General features: G+C 59.9%; 19 protein-coding genes. 9 read left to right on the plus strand and 10 right to left on the minus strand.

The window, feature by feature from the left end:
• Positions 1-39: 39 nt before the first annotated feature.
• Genes G3O06_RS23645 through G3O06_RS23655 form a run of 3 tightly spaced genes read right to left on the minus strand, consistent with a single transcriptional unit; the run spans position 40 to position 1107 of the window.
• The gene (locus G3O06_RS23645) at positions 40-234 is read right to left on the minus strand and encodes a hypothetical protein (protein WP_205817677.1); all 195 of its coding nucleotides are present in this window, start codon (positions 232-234) and stop codon (positions 40-42) included.
• Between the two features lie 16 nt (positions 235-250).
• Positions 251-820, minus strand: coding sequence for a hypothetical protein (locus G3O06_RS23650; RefSeq protein ID WP_205817678.1), 570 nt, complete (start codon positions 818-820; stop codon positions 251-253).
• A complete protein-coding gene (locus G3O06_RS23655) occupies positions 772-1107 on the minus strand; it encodes a hypothetical protein (protein ID WP_205817679.1) in 336 nt (111 codons plus the stop codon). Before G3O06_RS23655 ends, G3O06_RS23650 begins: the two co-directional genes overlap by 49 nt.
• A 977-nt stretch (positions 1108-2084) precedes the next feature.
• Here G3O06_RS23655 and G3O06_RS23660 point away from each other — a divergent pair.
• A complete protein-coding gene (locus G3O06_RS23660) occupies positions 2085-2876 on the plus strand; it encodes a replication initiation protein (protein WP_205817680.1) in 792 nt (263 codons plus the stop codon).
• 600 nt (positions 2877-3476) lie between these two features.
• Here G3O06_RS23660 and G3O06_RS23665 read toward each other — a convergent pair.
• From G3O06_RS23665 to G3O06_RS23690, 6 genes are all read right to left on the minus strand, one after another.
• Positions 3477-3791 (minus strand): hypothetical protein, encoded by a 315-nt coding sequence (locus G3O06_RS23665; RefSeq protein WP_205817681.1) that lies wholly within the window; start codon positions 3789-3791, stop codon positions 3477-3479.
• Positions 3788-4144 (minus strand): TrfB-related DNA-binding protein, encoded by a 357-nt coding sequence (locus G3O06_RS23670; protein WP_205817682.1) that lies wholly within the window; start codon positions 4142-4144, stop codon positions 3788-3790. The genes G3O06_RS23665 and G3O06_RS23670 overlap by 4 nt, the downstream gene beginning before the upstream one ends.
• Entirely contained in the window at positions 4141-4755 is a 615-nt protein-coding gene (locus G3O06_RS23675; protein ID WP_205817683.1) for a hypothetical protein, read from the minus strand. Before G3O06_RS23675 ends, G3O06_RS23670 begins: the two co-directional genes overlap by 4 nt.
• Before the next feature lie 277 nt (positions 4756-5032).
• Positions 5033-6247: a ParB/RepB/Spo0J family partition protein gene (locus tag G3O06_RS23680; RefSeq protein ID WP_205817684.1), complete on the minus strand. Its 1215-nt coding sequence runs from the start codon at positions 6245-6247 to the stop codon at positions 5033-5035.
• Complete coding sequence (locus G3O06_RS23685; protein ID WP_205817685.1) at positions 6244-7023, minus strand: ParA family protein; 780 nt, start codon at positions 7021-7023, stop codon at positions 6244-6246. The genes G3O06_RS23680 and G3O06_RS23685 overlap by 4 nt, the downstream gene beginning before the upstream one ends.
• A 99-nt stretch (positions 7024-7122) precedes the next feature.
• Entirely contained in the window at positions 7123-7977 is an 855-nt protein-coding gene (locus tag G3O06_RS23690) for a DUF3560 domain-containing protein (protein WP_241020212.1), read from the minus strand.
• 664 nt (positions 7978-8641) lie between these two features.
• Here G3O06_RS23690 and G3O06_RS23695 point away from each other — a divergent pair.
• A complete protein-coding gene (locus G3O06_RS23695) occupies positions 8642-9028 on the plus strand; it encodes a hypothetical protein (protein ID WP_205817686.1) in 387 nt (128 codons plus the stop codon).
• 47 nt (positions 9029-9075) lie between these two features.
• The gene (locus G3O06_RS23700) at positions 9076-9996 is read left to right on the plus strand and encodes a PAS domain S-box protein (RefSeq protein ID WP_205817687.1); all 921 of its coding nucleotides are present in this window, start codon (positions 9076-9078) and stop codon (positions 9994-9996) included.
• Positions 9997-10001: 5 nt separating this feature from the next.
• Here the strand turns inward: G3O06_RS23700 and G3O06_RS23705 are convergent, their stop codons facing one another.
• Positions 10002-10466, minus strand: a complete 465-nt coding sequence (locus G3O06_RS23705; RefSeq protein ID WP_346779550.1) for a helix-turn-helix transcriptional regulator — start codon at positions 10464-10466, stop codon at positions 10002-10004.
• Between the two features lie 81 nt (positions 10467-10547).
• Between G3O06_RS23705 and G3O06_RS23710 the strand changes: the two genes are divergently transcribed.
• From G3O06_RS23710 to G3O06_RS23735, 6 genes are read left to right on the plus strand one after another with little or no spacing between them, the layout of a single operon-like run.
• The gene (locus tag G3O06_RS23710) at positions 10548-10811 is read left to right on the plus strand and encodes a helix-turn-helix transcriptional regulator (RefSeq protein ID WP_205817689.1); all 264 of its coding nucleotides are present in this window, start codon (positions 10548-10550) and stop codon (positions 10809-10811) included.
• A 32-nt stretch (positions 10812-10843) separates the two neighbouring features.
• On the plus strand, positions 10844-11467 hold the full coding sequence (locus G3O06_RS23715; protein ID WP_241020213.1) for a phospholipase D family protein: 624 nt from the start codon (positions 10844-10846) through the stop codon (positions 11465-11467).
• 16 nt (positions 11468-11483) lie between these two features.
• Positions 11484-12149 carry a hypothetical protein gene (locus tag G3O06_RS23720; protein ID WP_205817690.1) on the plus strand — a complete coding sequence of 222 codons (666 nt, stop codon included), beginning with the start codon at positions 11484-11486 and terminating at the stop codon, positions 12147-12149.
• Positions 12149-12643 carry a hypothetical protein gene (locus tag G3O06_RS23725; RefSeq protein ID WP_205817691.1) on the plus strand — a complete coding sequence of 165 codons (495 nt, stop codon included), beginning with the start codon at positions 12149-12151 and terminating at the stop codon, positions 12641-12643. The genes G3O06_RS23720 and G3O06_RS23725 overlap by 1 nt, the downstream gene beginning before the upstream one ends.
• Before the next feature lie 9 nt (positions 12644-12652).
• Positions 12653-13318, plus strand: a complete 666-nt coding sequence (locus G3O06_RS23730) for a lytic transglycosylase domain-containing protein (protein WP_205817692.1) — start codon at positions 12653-12655, stop codon at positions 13316-13318.
• Between the two features lie 31 nt (positions 13319-13349).
• Positions 13350-15689, plus strand: coding sequence for a DNA topoisomerase (locus G3O06_RS23735; protein ID WP_205817693.1), 2340 nt, complete (start codon positions 13350-13352; stop codon positions 15687-15689).
• The last annotated feature ends 10 nt before the right edge of the window (positions 15690-15699 follow it).

A 15699-nucleotide genomic window follows, 5' to 3' on the forward strand; every position in this document is an offset into this window, starting at 1 on the left:
TCCGATCGGCACGCCCGCCGTAGCGGGCGCACCATGCGCTTACGAGTAGATTTCCAGCACGTCGCGCGGGTAGCCATGCGACACCTGCTTAAGCGCAATGAACGGCCGCGCAATCTTGCCGCCGTTGTCGAGATAGCGGCGAAGGGCGGCAACCGGATCGGCCGCCGTGATGCGTGCGACGAGCGACTGGCTAACCTCGTCTCGGATTTCGTGAAGGTCGCGGAATGCGTTCATGGTTCGGTTCTCCGGTTCAGAGGGAAACGACACGCACATCAACGTGCCACTTGCGCGCGTCGCTGGCCCCGCGCTGCGCGGCCGACGCCGAGCGCGACCATTTCAAGACGCGCTCCGTGCCCGCGTCTCCGTCGCCATCCTGTCCGTTGATCCGCTCGATGCCTTCGGCAATCATCGCGGCGACGTACTCATCGACAGTCGGATACGCGCGAATGATCTTCACGCTTTCGTCGTGCATCTCCTGCGTCACGAAGACCCTGCCATCCCGAAACGTCTCACCTACCGTCGTCGATGCGCATCTCGACAGATACTCATACGCTTCGAAGATCCGCAGACGCGCTATCGGGCTCGTCCATTCCGCACGCTGCTTCACAAGGTCACGACGACCGACGACGACATGCGTATACGCTCGCGAGCTGGTTCGCGTCTCCACAATGCCGTCGGCAGTGGTGTAGCTGAATTTCGTCTTTGCGTTATTCATTTTGGATGCCGAAATTTGATCGATGGGTGCCCGCCATGTCGGCGGGCAGCTTCCGGTTATCGAGTCAGCAGGGCGCGGCCGAGGCGCTTCAACTTCACTCGGCACGCCTGCTGGTCAGGCAACTTCCGGTTGCGGCGGTAGTGGTCGGCGATCCACATACCGCACACTTCATCGACCTCGTAGGCCCACGTTCCGTTAATCTCCGTGTCCGGCTTCCGCAGCTCGTCATACACCGTGACCGACAGCTCGCCCACGCCGGCCATGTAGGCGTACAGCTCGACAGCACCCTCATTCCACTCGCGAACGATCGACAGTGACGAATCGAAACCGAACACAAGCGCGCATGCGCTCGTACCAGCTTCGATGATTTTTGCTTGTTGATTCGCGTCCATGATTTCGGACTCCATAATTAAGTTGACGTTGAAACTTCGTTTTGTTTTCCGGCCGCTCTGCGTCGACCGTGAAACCATTATACCGACGACACCCCCATATGTAAACACTTTTATGTTGTCGTTTTCGTGGTTTTGTTCGGAATTCCGAGCGTCTGGGCGGGGGTGGCCTATGCCTACCCCTTAACCAAGCACAACGAGCCGCATGAAGGGGCTGTATTCAAGCCGCAAGGGCATCCGGTTAGCCGAAAGACCCCCCTTCTTGCAAAACTCATTGGGCAATAGCGGTGCGTTGAGATAGTTCCGCGTGCTGCTGGCCCGAAGCCCGATGCCGGCGCAGACGGCGTCGGGTGCGGCGGTAGGGGCCGGGTCGGTAGACCTCGATCGGCCGTGGACGATCGACCCCGTATCCCGCCGCAGGTCAGCACGCGGCCGGAAGGCTTGATGAACGGGTGGTGTTGGGGGTCGTCCAGGCGCTTGCGCCGGGCTTGCCCCCGCGCCGTAGGCGGGGGGGCGTTGATCTAGGATTCTCGGTCTTGGCTTCTGGTGCGGCTTGCCGCGCCGGAAGCTTAGACCGGCCGGAGATGGGAGAGCGGGCGAAGCCCGCTCGGGTGGGGTCGAGAAGAGGCGGGAGCCTCTTCGGCGCCGTTGACTCGCGGGCGCAAGGGTTATCCACAGGATTCGGCGATCCATCTTTGTAAAGATATCTGTCCCTGTTTGTAAACCCTGTTTGTAAACGTGTTTTTAGGATCGCCGAAATGCCCGTCAGATAAGGCGCTGCGCCCATTTCACCTGACAAATTTCGGGGTAGCCTGCCATTTTTCGGGTGAGTCTGTCTTTTTTCGGGGGATATCTGACATTTTTCGGGGGAGTCTGACAAATTTCGGGGGTGGTGCCTGAAATTTAAGCACCAAGGTGTTGCTGCATATTGTTTTCTGACATACACTGAACCATGTCAGAAACACCCGGAAATTGTCAGAATGAGTGAGCTTGCAGAGCTGCAGGATTCATCGGCCCGTGATCGCAGCGTCACGATCAAGAATGAGTTAGTGCGGCGCATCCAGATCATGAAGCTGTCGGAAAAGCGACTGCTGGCGCTGGCGATCGCGAAGTGCAATCCGAAGCTCAAGATTCTGAAGGATCGAGCCCTTCGGCCCGATCCGTCGACAGGCGATGCGCCGGGATGGACGATCCGTGTAACGGCTCAGGAGTTCATGGAAGCGTACCCGAGCATCGAAGCGAAGCACGCTTACTCGGAACTGAAAAAGGCAGCGGAAAACTTGTTCGATTGCCGTATCGAGTGGGATGAGGAAGTCAGCGAGCGGGGCAAGAAGATCACCAAGCGGCGGGTCGTGCGGTGGATCTACGAAAAGATCGACACGACGACGGCCGGGTGGCTCGATATCAAATTTTCGCCAAGCATCGCGCCGTACCTGCTCGGCATCGAAAACGAGTTCACGAAGTACAAGCTTCGACATGCTGCCGATCTGCGATCGATCTATTCGTGGCGACTGCTGGAAATTTTGGCGCAGTATCGGGACACGGGTTTTGTCACGATCACTTATGACGACTTCTGCCAGGCGGTGGGAGCACCGGATAGTTGCGTGAAGGACTCGGGACAGCTGCGCCGCCGCGTCATCGAACCGGCGGTCAAAGAGCTGCAGGAGAAGAACGGCATTGCGATCGATTGGGAAGCGGTGAAGCCTTCCGGCCGGAAGGTGACAGGGTTCCGCTTCAAGTTCAAACCCGATCCGCAGGGCCGACTATTCTGACGCGAAATTGGCGTGTCAGGCTAACCCGAAAAATGTCAGAACCCGCACAATTGCTATGCGCGGGGAATCGCTGGATGCCTTGCCAGTCGGGACATGTAGCGAGACGTGGATATGCGTGATGTATAATTCAACCTTCGTAACGCGGACCATCCCATGCACCTGTGCATGAGGGCGGCTCCTAATTACGTTGACGTTTGCCCGACGCGTGAAAGCGCGTCGGGTTTTTTCTTGGGCGCTCGGTTTTCCGTCCAGGCGACGAACGAAAAAAAGCCCGCGCAAGGCGGGCTCGATGCACAACGATGCCGGGGCTCGTCAATGTGCGTGCTTGGCGACTGGCGTCGCGACAGCCTCTCTGAGAACGGTCGTATTAACGTCTGGGTTGTCGATGACGGTCAGTGCAAGGCGTCGGTAGGACTCGGCTGTATTCCTCCACGAATCCGCCTCCATGCCGCACGCTACCGATGACTGACGGCCAGCCCAAAAACTCAGTACGATCGAGCACGACACAATGATGCTGATCCAGATGCTGGGCCAAAAATTGCCCCTAGCTTTGGTCGACATGCTGCATCCTCCTTTTTCTTTTTCGCGGGCGCGAAAAAATTAGTTGTCAGAGCCTTCGAGACGCGCTCGCTGGCGACCGACAGCCGTCCTTTCACTATCCACTAATGTGCGCGCGTATTCGCTCGCAGACCCTGCAGGCGCGGCCTCCAGCAGCTTATCGATTAGCAGCAGGTGGTAATCGCGGCCGTTAAGTTCTTCAATGCGATCTTGCGTGACCTGCGCCGCCGCGTGTTTTGCCTCGCGCATTTTCACGCCAAGCGCAACATTCAACGCGATGGAGCCGGCAAGCAACGCGCATAGCGTGATTGCCACGGTGCGCGGTTTAGGGGGCGCAAGCGTTATCGTCAGCGTCATTGCTTACTCCGATGTGAGTCGATGAGCGCCTGCAGCTGCGGCAGCAGCTCGGCCGGCACGCAAAGGGTGATTTGCTTGCAGCCGGGTAGTGCGGCTTCGATCGCCAAGCGCTCCGTTTCCTTCGCGGCTTGATAGCGCTCGTATGCCGCCCACACTGGTTTAATCGCAGTCGTCGCGGCCTGCCTGGTCATGCCAAATTTCGCGGCCGCATCTTGATACGTTTGCCCGTCGACCAGCACGGCACGCGCGATCGACAACCGTTCGGGCGACAGATTCGGCAGCAGATGACAGACCGCGCCAAAATCCGCGGCCGTCATCTTGCGACTGGCGACGATTCCACGTCGAGCCATCATTGCACCTCGCCGGCCGCGCCGTCCGTCTGCTTGAAAACCCGATCCGTGATCGGCTCGATGCTCGCCAGCTCGTCGGCCGTGAGGCCCAACAGCGCAGCATCGCGATTCGTTACGCCCTGGTGGAACAGGGCGATCGATCCGTGCACCGCGCGCAGCGCCTTGCCGATGGCATCCAGCTGCGCTGCTGTCGGCTCCATCGCGGACAATTTGACGATAAGTGCGGTCTGCGATTCGGTCGCTCGAAACGCCGACGCGTGTGCGCGCGCCGGATCGAACACAATCGGGCTCCCTTCGTCCATGTACAGGAGCTGTACTGCGTCCTGCTTTACGACCTGATAGCGCGCGTTAAACCGCCCCATAGCCGCCATCGTGGTGGCGTTCATCTGTTCCAGTGCGTCCGTGGCCAACATACGCACCTCGCCGTCGCTGGCCACGTCGGCAATGCTTTGCAGTGCGCGCGCGGCCGCCTCTTTGATCGACAGCAGCGCGTCCCGCGACGGCTGCAACGACATAGCCGGGAATACCGCATTGATAAGCCACTCGGCAACGTCGGTGCCTTCGGGACAGCCAGCCGCACGGGCCGCCGATTTGATCTTGTCCAGTTCGCTCATAATTTCCCTCAGCACCTCTCTATCGAAGATCAACGTGCGCGATGTAGTACGCCATCTTGCGTTCGATGAACGACGGTTCGCCGCACGAAGCAATGTCTTTTCCGGATAGGTAGCAACTTGTCCGCTCGCCCGCCTGGTGCGTTGCCCACATCATCGCTACCGAACCCATTGCGCAGACCACTGAAATAACCGTGCAGATGCAAAGCACTGCCGCTCTGAAAACTCGCATCTCGCTCCCCTTGCCCCGCACGGGGCGGGGCAGTGTGTCCGGTTCCGCTTATTCCTTGGCACTACCCAAGATATTCAGCAGCTCGAAGTTCGTATCAGCTGCAACACCTTCGAGGAAGGCGGCCATAGCAAACCAGCCTTCGTTGTCCGTCGCGAAGAGGCCTTTACGCATGTTCTGCGCGACCGTATGGCTAACCGTCGCGCATTTCACACCAACCTCGTAGAACGGCCGCAGCCAGTTGACGACCTGCTCGCGCTCGTCATCGGTGAACGAAGCAAGTACCTTCTTCGCTTCCTTGCGCTTCTCGAAAATCTCAATGTACGCACGGGTCAGCACCTCGGCCGGCGCGAACGCGGTAGGGGCGGGCGAGCCGCCGGCCGACTCGCCGTCGGCGTCGTCGTCCTGCTCGCTCGACTGGCTCGACTGCGCTGCGCTCGGGTAGGGCCACGCGACGACGTTGCCCGGCTCTTGCTGCTTCGTATCGCGCGCCGTTGCCATGCTGCCTTCGGTGTTGCTGCGGCTCGGTGCGGCGTCCGTTTTGCCCGCCTTCTTCTTGCTCGGCTTCACCGTCTCCTTGACGGCTGCAACCTTGTCGCGAGCGTTGGCCTTGCCGCGCGTCGCTTTCAGGTCATCGACCAGTGCTGCAGCTGCCTGCTTATCGCGCTTCTCGATGGTGGCGACCTGCGTAATCACCTCTGGGTCAGCTGAGATCCGCTCCGTGACCAGGCGGTTCGCCTGCTCGGGGAGCGATAGCAGCGCGAGCCGCTTTGAGAACCATGCATTGCTCTTGCCAAGCTTTTCCATCGCGCCGGCCATGCCGAGTTCGTCCACGTCCTTCTTGATGCCGCGTGCCTCTTCGAGCTGCGTGAGGTTCTTGCGATGGATGTTTTCGACCTTCCGGATTTCCGCTACGTCGTCAGCCGAGAGCCCATGCACAACACGCGCGCGGAGTTCCGTCAGGCCTTCGATCCGCCCGCCACGAATACGGCGTTCGCCCCACACCAGCAGGTAAGGCTTCGGTCTGTCGACTTGGGGTGTGATACCGATCGCCTGCAGCTGCCGCTTGCGAAGCGACTTGCCGAGTTCCGCGAGCGTTTGCTCATCGTCCTCGAACTCCGTCCGCTCCTGTGGGCCGATTTCGATATCGTCCAGATTAACGACGGTATCGGAGTCCTCGATGGTCGCCGTCGCGAGCATTGCCGCGAATCCGGATTCTTGCTCGTCCAGCAGGCCGTCGAATGCGCCTTTCTTTGCTTTGCTCATGATTTCACCACTCCTACGCCCGCAAGGATCGCGTTGCATGCTGCGAGCCATTCTTGGCCCGCCTTCTTATGACCATCGCCACGGTTGCCTTGCCACACTGGCGCGCGACGTGCGACCGCCTGCTTGACTGCGGCACGCTCTGCAAGAACGTGCGGGAGAATCGCCTTTCCGTACTTCTTGCGCAGCTGTTCGAGAAAGTTGCGTTCTTCCGCGCTGCGCGTGTTGATCCGGCAGGGCAGCAGGCCGAGCACCTGCAGGCGGGGATTGATCCCGCTCGACCGGATGCCGGCGATGTGCTGCCAGAGGTCGTGAAGTGCAGCGACTTCCGATAGGCCGACTTGGAACGGGCAGATAACGTAATCGGCGGCCATCAGTGCCGCGTACGTCGTAGCGTCCTCGCCCAAAGAGCCCGGCGTGTCGATCACGCAGAGGTCGAAGCCCTGCGCGATCTGGCGGAGATTCTTCGCGGCGCGCATCGTCGCCTCTTTGCCTTCCTTCACGCGCTTTGCGAGTTCCAGCTTGTCGGCGCGAATGATGGAAAATCCCGGTGCGATCTGTTCCGGTGTCGCGAGCGGGCCGGTGCCGAAGAGGCTCGACGCCTGCAGACCTGCTGCCGCGCCTTCCGCCGGCAGGAACCCGAGGCTGGCGCTACCTTGCTTGTCCAAATCCACAACAAGCGTTTTAATCTCGGCCTGACGCGCGGCATGGGAGAGCTGCTGCGTCAGTGTCGATTTCGCGGCGCCGCCTTTCTGATTTACCACTGCGATAGTTGTCATGGTGGCTCTCTGTTACGTTGACGTTTCGCGGTGTCCTCATGTCCACCGCGAAACCATTCTACCGGAGAATCCGATTAATGTAAATCTTTTTTTGTTTACTTAATCGGATTTCTTCAACTCGGCGAGTTCCTTGCGAACCATCCGGGCGGCGTAGCGGCCGGCGTTGGTCAGCTGGCGGACGTGCGGCTGGCCGGGGCGCTTCGGGCTCCACTTGAACGCGTAGCGGCGCAGGATCGCACGCGTTGCCTCGTCGGGCTTGCCGTCAAAGACGAACCAGATTCGGTTATCGGCCGTGTCCTCGCGGTACGTGTAGCCGTCGCAGACTTCCTCCACGTCGACCGACTCGCGCGCCTTCTCCAGCTCCTTGATGCGAATTTCGATGCGCCGTGCGTTCGCGCTGTTGTTCTGCAGCGCGTACGACGGAAAGCCGATCCGGCGCACATGGTCGGGCGTGATGACCGACCGGGCCGACTCTTCGGTGTAGTAGCCGAGCGCGACCAGGGCCGCGACCTGTGCATCGGCATTGCCGGCGTGCTTGCGAATCACCTTGTTGGAGGCGACCATGCGCTCCTGACGCTCGCGCAGGGTGACGAGCTGCGCACGCAGCTTGTCGATCGCATCCGGGTCGTCGCTGGAGATGCCGCCCGTGCCGACAGCCTCGGCCCTCGCGCGGAGGTCTGCGGCCTTGTCCTGCAGAGCAAACGACTTCTCATACGTCTTGGTAATTCGCCCGCGATACCGACGATCGCGGCCGGCCGAATAGTGGTCGACCAAAATCGGCTGTCCGAACGGAATGACCGCTGCCATTTCGCGCGCACGGATATGCGTCGCAGTGGCTTCGCGATCCGCCTTGGCTGCGCCTTCTTCAAGACGTTCGCGGCGGGCTTGCTGACGTGCTTCGTACTTGTTCATTTTGTTACGCACTCCTAAGTTACATTGACGTTTAAAATTCATCTTGTTTGCCGGCCGATCTGCGTCGACCGTGAAACCATTATACCGACAGCCCCCTTTATTGTAAAGCGTTTTATGTTTGCATTAGATACCGACTGCAGCCCGCCCGCATGCGCCAGGTCGCGGAGCTGCAGACCCCGGCCGACCACCCCCTTGCAAGCCAAACAGGACATGTCCGGCACCGCGGAGTCCGTTGCGCTCGCTGGCGTCCCTTGCCCGTCCTGTCCAGTGGACAGGACGGGTGCGGCGGTAGGGGGCCGGGTCGGTAGACCTCGATCGGCGAAAGCCGAGCGACCCCCGTACCCCGTCGCAGGACAGCGACGCCCACCCACACCTATCGACCACCGCCTTTCGCAAGCGCAGCGCGCAGCAGCCGCAGGCTGCGAAGGGCAAGTGGTGGCCTGGAGGGGGGCCGGCTCGCCGGCCAGTCCCGAAGGGACCAAGCGCGAAGGCGCGCGCCCGGATAGGGCATCCCGCTTTTTCGCGTACGCGAAAAATGCCCCGGCGACAATCCTTGATCGTCATGAATCTTGCGGGGTGCTAACACTCCTTAACAGACAGCATTTCGCGGTCGTTTATAGTTGACCCGATGATGTCACCATTCCATGCAATTCGTCATATTAGTGACCTATCGCACATATCACGCACACGTTGAGACCTAGACACGATGTTTTCCGCAGAACACCAAGAAGTAGACGATTTTTTCTCTCTTAGCCTCGGCAGCGCCAACCCCTACTGGACGCTTACACACGACAGCAATGTGCTGCACCTGGGTGAAACGCTCACATGCGCGGGCATTACATCTGAACTGACGAGTATCGAAACGGCACGGATTCGCCAGCTCGAGAACGAGCCCCAAGAAGTGGCCTGCTCGGTCTTGCTGCATGGACAACGGTTCACGCTCTACCTCGTCGGACGACGTGTTTCGGATAACAAATGGCGCGGCGTCGCGTCAGCTACCCGTGGTTTCCGGCTGACTGAAGCGATGAACAGCGCATTGTCTGCATCCCCCCCGAGTAACGTGTATCAACTGGTGCGCAAACGTTTGGGGTGATCGCGGTTGATTGAGTAGCACGAGGAACAAAATAAGTGGTGACTGGCATGAAAGCACAAACCGATTTCGTAGAACTGGATACCTACTTGGGCACGTCCAGCCCCGTGTGGAAGCTGACAGGCGATAGCAATGCGCTCTCTCTGTCACCAGCTGGCGCCGATACTGGCCCCGTCGTAGGAGTCGAGCTGACGCAGGCTCAAGCGAACACGATTCGCAATTTCAGCGGCGAGTCTTCAATGACGATGCTGGAGGTTCGCATCCTCGGTAAGCGCGCGAAGCTGCACTTAGTCGGCAAGATGATCGGTCAATACGAGTGGGCCGGGATGGCCGCGCTGCTGTCGAATTCGAAGAGCGTCGCATCGAACTCGATGCAAGCCCTTGCGTTCGCGGAAGGGATCGTGACGGAGGTGAACGCAATTGTTGTCGTGCTCGACAAGGCCGGCACGATTCATCGCTTCAATCGGAAGGCAGAGGAATACACCAACTGCACACAGAAGCAGGTGATCGGCGAAAACGCGCAGGATCTGTTTATGTCGATCGATGAGGGGGAAAACTCGCGCAACAACATTTCCCGATTCTTCGATCAGCGCCAGCCGCAGGACGTCGAGCGCATCATCAAGACCAACAACGGCGCTCGTCCGTTCCTGTTCAGGAATCGATTTCTGCAGCCGATGCACGGCGACGCGCCTGAATTCATCGTCTGTTCAGGCGTTGAGATTGTTGTCCCGGAAAGCGCCGGCAAAGAGGTCGTGACGGGCGAGGAATTCGAGCTAGACGTGATGCGAAACATCGCAGACTGGCGGGCACTGGTGAACGGCGTTCGCGCGCTGCTCGACTCCGCGGACGGATCGCTTGATCCGGACAAAGTTGAGGATGCGAAGAGGCTCGCGACGTTTGCAGTGCGCGACGCTGATCACCTGTACAACAAGATTGACGCCCGCTTGATGCGGGCGATGCAGGAAGGCTGACATGTTCAGCTATCGTCGTGGGCCGACTTGCGACCGGCGCGCGGCGACTTTGTAGGAGGGGACGGTGGCTTACTTTGGCGAGATGCCACCAACCCCTCGATAAACCGGCGGATCAGCTCAATGTCGTCCGGGCCGAGTACGGCAAGCCCGGCAGCAAAGGCGCGGACAATCTCCAACTCGTCCACGCCAAGCGGTTCGAGCCATTCGGGCTCAGGCCGGCCGCCCGTCATTGGCCCTTTGCCAAGGGCCAGCCAAACCGGATTCACGCTGTATAGCTGTGCGAGCGCAACCGTAAAAGCAGAGCCCGCCCCCGTTTGCTCCAGCTCGGCAAGGTTGCTCGGTGAAATGCCGACATGCATCGAGACCTGGCGCTGAGTCATCCCCTTCCGCCGTCTCGCAAAGAATAGGCGCTCCCCGAAAGGGGTACGAACTCGCCCATCCTCGTTAGCTGAATTTTTAGATTTTTCCATCAAAGCACGATAGCGCAAGTGCACTCCGGAATTCCGAGCAAATTCCTTGAGTCTTGTTCGGAATTCCGATATTCTGCCGGCATGGACTGGCAAGCAATCATCAAAGATCTGACAGACAGAGCGCGCGGCGGCATGACTCAACGCGCCCTGGCCAAACGCGCTGACTGCGGGGTTTCGACCATCAGCGATCTGGCCACGGGCGTGACCAAGCGGCCGAATGGCGACCTCGCACTCACGCTGACCGACCTCCACAAGAAATGGACGGCCCTGCAGGCAGCGCACAAAGGTTTTCAGGCAGCTCACGATGCGGTCCATCGCGCCAATACGAACGACATAAAGACATAGCGCGATCAACGGGGAAATAAGGACACCAAATCATGCCGAGAGATACATATTCAATGATCCGAGCACTGATCCTTGCCGCTGCTGTTGCAGCGGCATCCGGCGTTTACCTTGGCCTGTCGCACAACCTTGGCCAGTCGCACCGGGCAGACGACGCGGCGGCCGCCGATTCGGCGAACCAGTCGGCATGCGTTCCGACTGCGCGGTTTTCGCCGGACGGTCGTGCGAACGAGCTGGTCGACGCGACGATCGACAGCGCACGCCGCTCGATCCGGCTGGCCGGCTACACCTTCACATCGCGCGACGTGGTTGCGCGACTGGTCGCAGCGAAGGCGCGGGGCGTCGATGTTGCGGTCGTCGTGGACGAGCGCAACAACCTCATCGAAGACAGGTCAGGGCGGGCGCGCGAAGCGCTGGCCCGGCTCGTCAGCGCCGGCATCCCGACGCGCACGATTGGCGCGTATCCGATCCACCACGACAAATACATGGTGATCGACGGTAGCACCGTGCAAACGGGCAGCTTCAACTACACAGAATCGGCCGCGACGCGTAACAGCGAAAACGCGCTCGTGCTGTGGCACTGCTCGGTGATGGCACAAGCGTATCTCGATCACTGGCAGAGCCGCTGGAACCAAGGCGTCGATTTCGCCGCACGGTAATAGGAGAGTTCGAATCATGATGCTTGGTGAAGCCGGCTGGAATTTCGTAATTCACATGACCCGATTCTTCGGGCTAGTGGTACTCGCCCTTATCGCAGCGGGCGCGGCTTTCGCCGTGATCCGGCTGGCGATCGAACGGGTTGGCGACCGCTTGTTCGGAAAGCAGGCACGTGCGAAACATGCGGCGGCGACGGCATCTGCCGCAGAAGCGGTTTCGGAAGCGTCGGCGATGACGTACAGGGCGGACATTGCGAAGGCGGTCGGCGATCGCGCGAACGCGGTCTATTGGGAACAGCTGATCGCAGCTGTAGGGCGCTCGATGGCCGGCGCCGGCTACGTATTCGGTAGCAAGCAAGACGTCGAAGTGACGCTTCCCTACAGCGTTTTGATGAGCGCAGCTGACGCGTTTTCAAGGGCACGGACGGAGTTCCTGTGTCCATACATGTCTCCCGACGACATTGAGAAGTGCGTGAGATGGAATCGTGAAGACGGATTCAGCGTTAAGTACGTGGCAACGATCATCGATGCGATGCGTGACGCTGGACGTTACGTGCAGCAGCTGTCCGAGGCCGAAGTTCTCGCACGTATCACGGTGCCGACCGCCGACTACATGAGCAATGGTCTGAGCGAAAAAGTCGTTGCGGCCAACTGCACGACACAGATTCAGATTCGGAGCGAGTGATGGATACCAAGCAAAAAGCGATGCTGTCGCAGCTGTATGTCGCATGGACTGAATTTCGCAACGCGATGTTCTGGCTGCGATGGGTTGCCATCGTTCTGTTCGTCTTGCCGAGTGTGACGTTTTGCTTTGGGCTGGCGGTGTACAGCGATTGGTCGTTCGCAAGCATTCCGCGAGAAATCCTGCAGTTCGCGGCCGAAACGGCGAAGCACCCGGCTGCAGCCGACGGATACGTGTGGATCGATCAGTGCGTTGACCAGCCCGACGTTCCGCACGGGCCGATGCCGCAGGTGTCGCCGAGGGCGGTATGCAATATGTTCGCCGTCCAGCAGCGGTCGATTGATGCCGTAGCGCGCGACGATGGCCGCTTGCTGTCGGGCATGTATGCACTGTGCGTTTTTACGTGGACGTGCGTTCTCGCGGTGTTCGGCGTTTTCGCGAGTAGCCGGCGCACATTCCTTGCTTCGATACAGACACAGCCAGCGCGTAACGAGTAAAGGACTCCTATGTTGATCGATCTTAGCGCTATCGCACAGACCTGTTCACAGGACGTTCACCCGACGACCATGCGCGCAATCATGAGCGTGGAATCGGCCGGCAATCCGTTCGCAATTGGCGTCGTCGGCGGGAAGCTCGTACGGCAGCCGGCAAACAAGGCCGAAGCAGTTGCGACTGCGAAGGCGCTTGAAAAAGCGGGCTACAACTTCTCAGTCGGTACGAGTCAGGTGAATCGCTACAACCTGAGCCGTTACGGCCTCGACTACGACAAGGCGTTCGATCTGTGCGCGAACGTCAAGGCGGGTTCTTCGATTCTGCGCGAGTGCTACGAGCGTGCGGCCCGGCAATTCGGTGCCGGACAGAGCGCGCTGCGCGCGTCGTTCAGCTGCTACTACAGCGGCAATTTCTCGACCGGCTTCAAGCCGGACTTTTACGGTCAGCCTAGCTATGTACAAAAGGTCGTCAACCACAGCGCGCCGGTCGCTGCGTCCGGCGCCGCGTACGCGGTGCCGGCGATCGACACGACGTCGGCAGCAGCCGGCGCAGCGCCGATTCCGCTGGTTTCGGTGAAAGCCAGCAAAGCGCGCGTGGTACGGCCGAAGAGCGTGCAAGCACCGCAACCCGAAGGTAATACGGCTACGGCCGCGCCGAACGATTCGGCGATGGTGTTTTGATTTTCGCGGACGCGAAAAAAGGAGAGATTCGATGGGACTGGAATTGATCGTTGCGGAGAAGCCGAGCGTTGCGAAGGACATTGCCGAAGCGCTCGGCGGCTTCACGAAACGCGACGGGTATTTCGAGCGAGACGACTTGCTCATCGGCAACGCAGTAGGCCATTGCGCGATGTTGGTCGTGCCCGAAGGCATGGACCCCGGCCACTCGCTGCGGAAGCTGCCATGTATTCCGCCGTACTTCGACGTTGCGCCCATCGAGCGCAACGCAGAAGCGTTGAAGAAGCTCGCGAGTCTCATCAAGCGTCGCGACGTGACCACTATCACGAACGCTTGCGACGCAGGCCGAGAGGGTGAACTGATTTTCGCGCTGATCGTGCAATACGTCGGCACGAATAAGCCGATGCGCCGTATGTGGTTGCAGACGATGACGCCTGCTGGCATCCGCGCAGAATTTGAAAACCGGCGCGACGCTCGCGAATACGCCGGGTTGGAAGCCGCTGCGCGTTGTCGCAATGAGGCCGATTTCTTGGTCGGCGTCAACGCAACGCGCGCCCTCAGCAAGCTTTCCGAATTCAAGAACGGTGTGCGCGACCTTGTAAATGCGGGTCGCGTACAGACGCCGGTTCTTACGATCGTCGTTGACCTCGAAGCGCGTCGAAAGGCGTTCAAGTCGCGCCCGTTCTGGAAGATCGTCGGCACGTTCGGCACCGCGGCCGGCGAATATCAGGGCGTGTGGTTCGACCCGGAGTTCAAGGCCGGCGACGACGAGAACGCACGCGATGACCGACTGTTCCAGCAGGCAACCGCGACGGCGATTGCAGCCGAGTGCAAGCACCTGGCCGTGACGTCGGTGGTGGACGAAGGCGATAAGGTCGTTCGGAATCAGCCGAAACTGTTCGATCTGACGTCACTGCAGCGCGAAGCAAACACCAAGTTCGACTTGTCGGCTGCAAATACGCTCGTCATCGCGCAGTCTCTGTACGAAAAGCACAAGGTGCTGACGTATCCGCGTACTGACTCGAACGCACTGCCGGAAGACTTCGTGGCCACTGTGCTGGAGCGCATGGAATTCGTCGCGAAGTCGGGCGACGTGTTCGGGCCGCTGGCCGAACACGCAGCGAAGGCCGTCGAATCCGGCTATGTCCGTCAGGACAAGCGGATCTTCAATAACGCGAAGATCTCTGATCACTTCGCGATCATTCCGACCGGTGTACGTCCGGGTTCGCTGTCGGACGCGGAATTGAAAGTGTTCCAGCTCGTCGTGCAGCGATTCGTCGCGACCTTCTTCCCGCCGGCAGAGTTCAGCAAAACAACCCGGACGACGCAGGTCGGCCGGCATGTATTCCAGTCCGTCGGGAAAGTGTTGGTCGACGCGGGGTGGATGGCCGTGACGGGCCGCGAAGCCGACGACGACGGCGATGGCGTGCTGGTTGCGGTCGGCGATGGGGAGTCGGTGGCAATCGCAGCGGTCGAGACGAAGGAAAGCAAGACGAAGGCGCCGCCGCGCTTCAACGAAGCGACATTGTTGGCGGCGATGGAAGGGGCAGGCAAGTATGTCGAGGACGATGACTTGCGCGACGCGATGAAAGCTCGCGGCCTCGGCACACCTGCTACGCGCGACAAAGTCATCGAAGGCCTGCTGGCCACAAAAGATGGCAAGGGCAATCCGCGCGATCCGTATCTGGTTCGTGAAGGGAAGGAACTCGTACCGACCGCAAAGGGCATGGGCACGATCGATTTCCTTCGTGCCAATGGTGTCGAGCAGCTTTGCACACCCGCGCTTACTGGCGAATGGGAACGGCGCTTGTCGGAGGTCGAGGCAGGCCGCGAAACGCGCGATCAGTTCATGGGCGATATCAAGTCGATGGCGACGCAGGTCGTCGACACGATCCGACACAAGGCCGAGTCGCTGCCCGAATACAAGGCGGCAATGGTCGTCGTGCCGTGTCCAGCCTGCGGCGGCCAGGTGCTCCCGGAGGGTTCGCAGTATGTGTGCACTGGTTGCGATTTCCGTATCCCTGTAACGCTCTGCCAGCGCCGGCTCACGCGACCGGAAGTCGAAGCCGTGCTTCGCGGTGAACGTACCGCGTTGCTCGAAGGGTTCGTGAGCCCCAAAAGCGGCAAGCCGTTCTCAGCGCACCTCAAATACAGCAGTGCCAAGAACGAAGTGGCGTTCGAGTTTCCGCCCCCGCCGGACTCCGGCCATAACTGCCCGAGCTGCAACGCAACGCTTGTTCATTGGCAAAAGCCGACCGTCGGCAAGAAGAAGGGCTACAACTTTTGGGGTTGCAGCAATCGCGACAGCTGCAAGGTGACGATGAATGACAAAGGAGGTGCTCCCGATTACACATCGATGAAAACGAATACCTGACGTAAAGCAT

It is taken from the genome of Burkholderia sp. Ac-20345, assembly GCF_017104825.1.
In the GTDB taxonomy this organism is placed as follows: Bacteria; Pseudomonadota; Gammaproteobacteria; order Burkholderiales; family Burkholderiaceae; genus Burkholderia; species Burkholderia lata_B.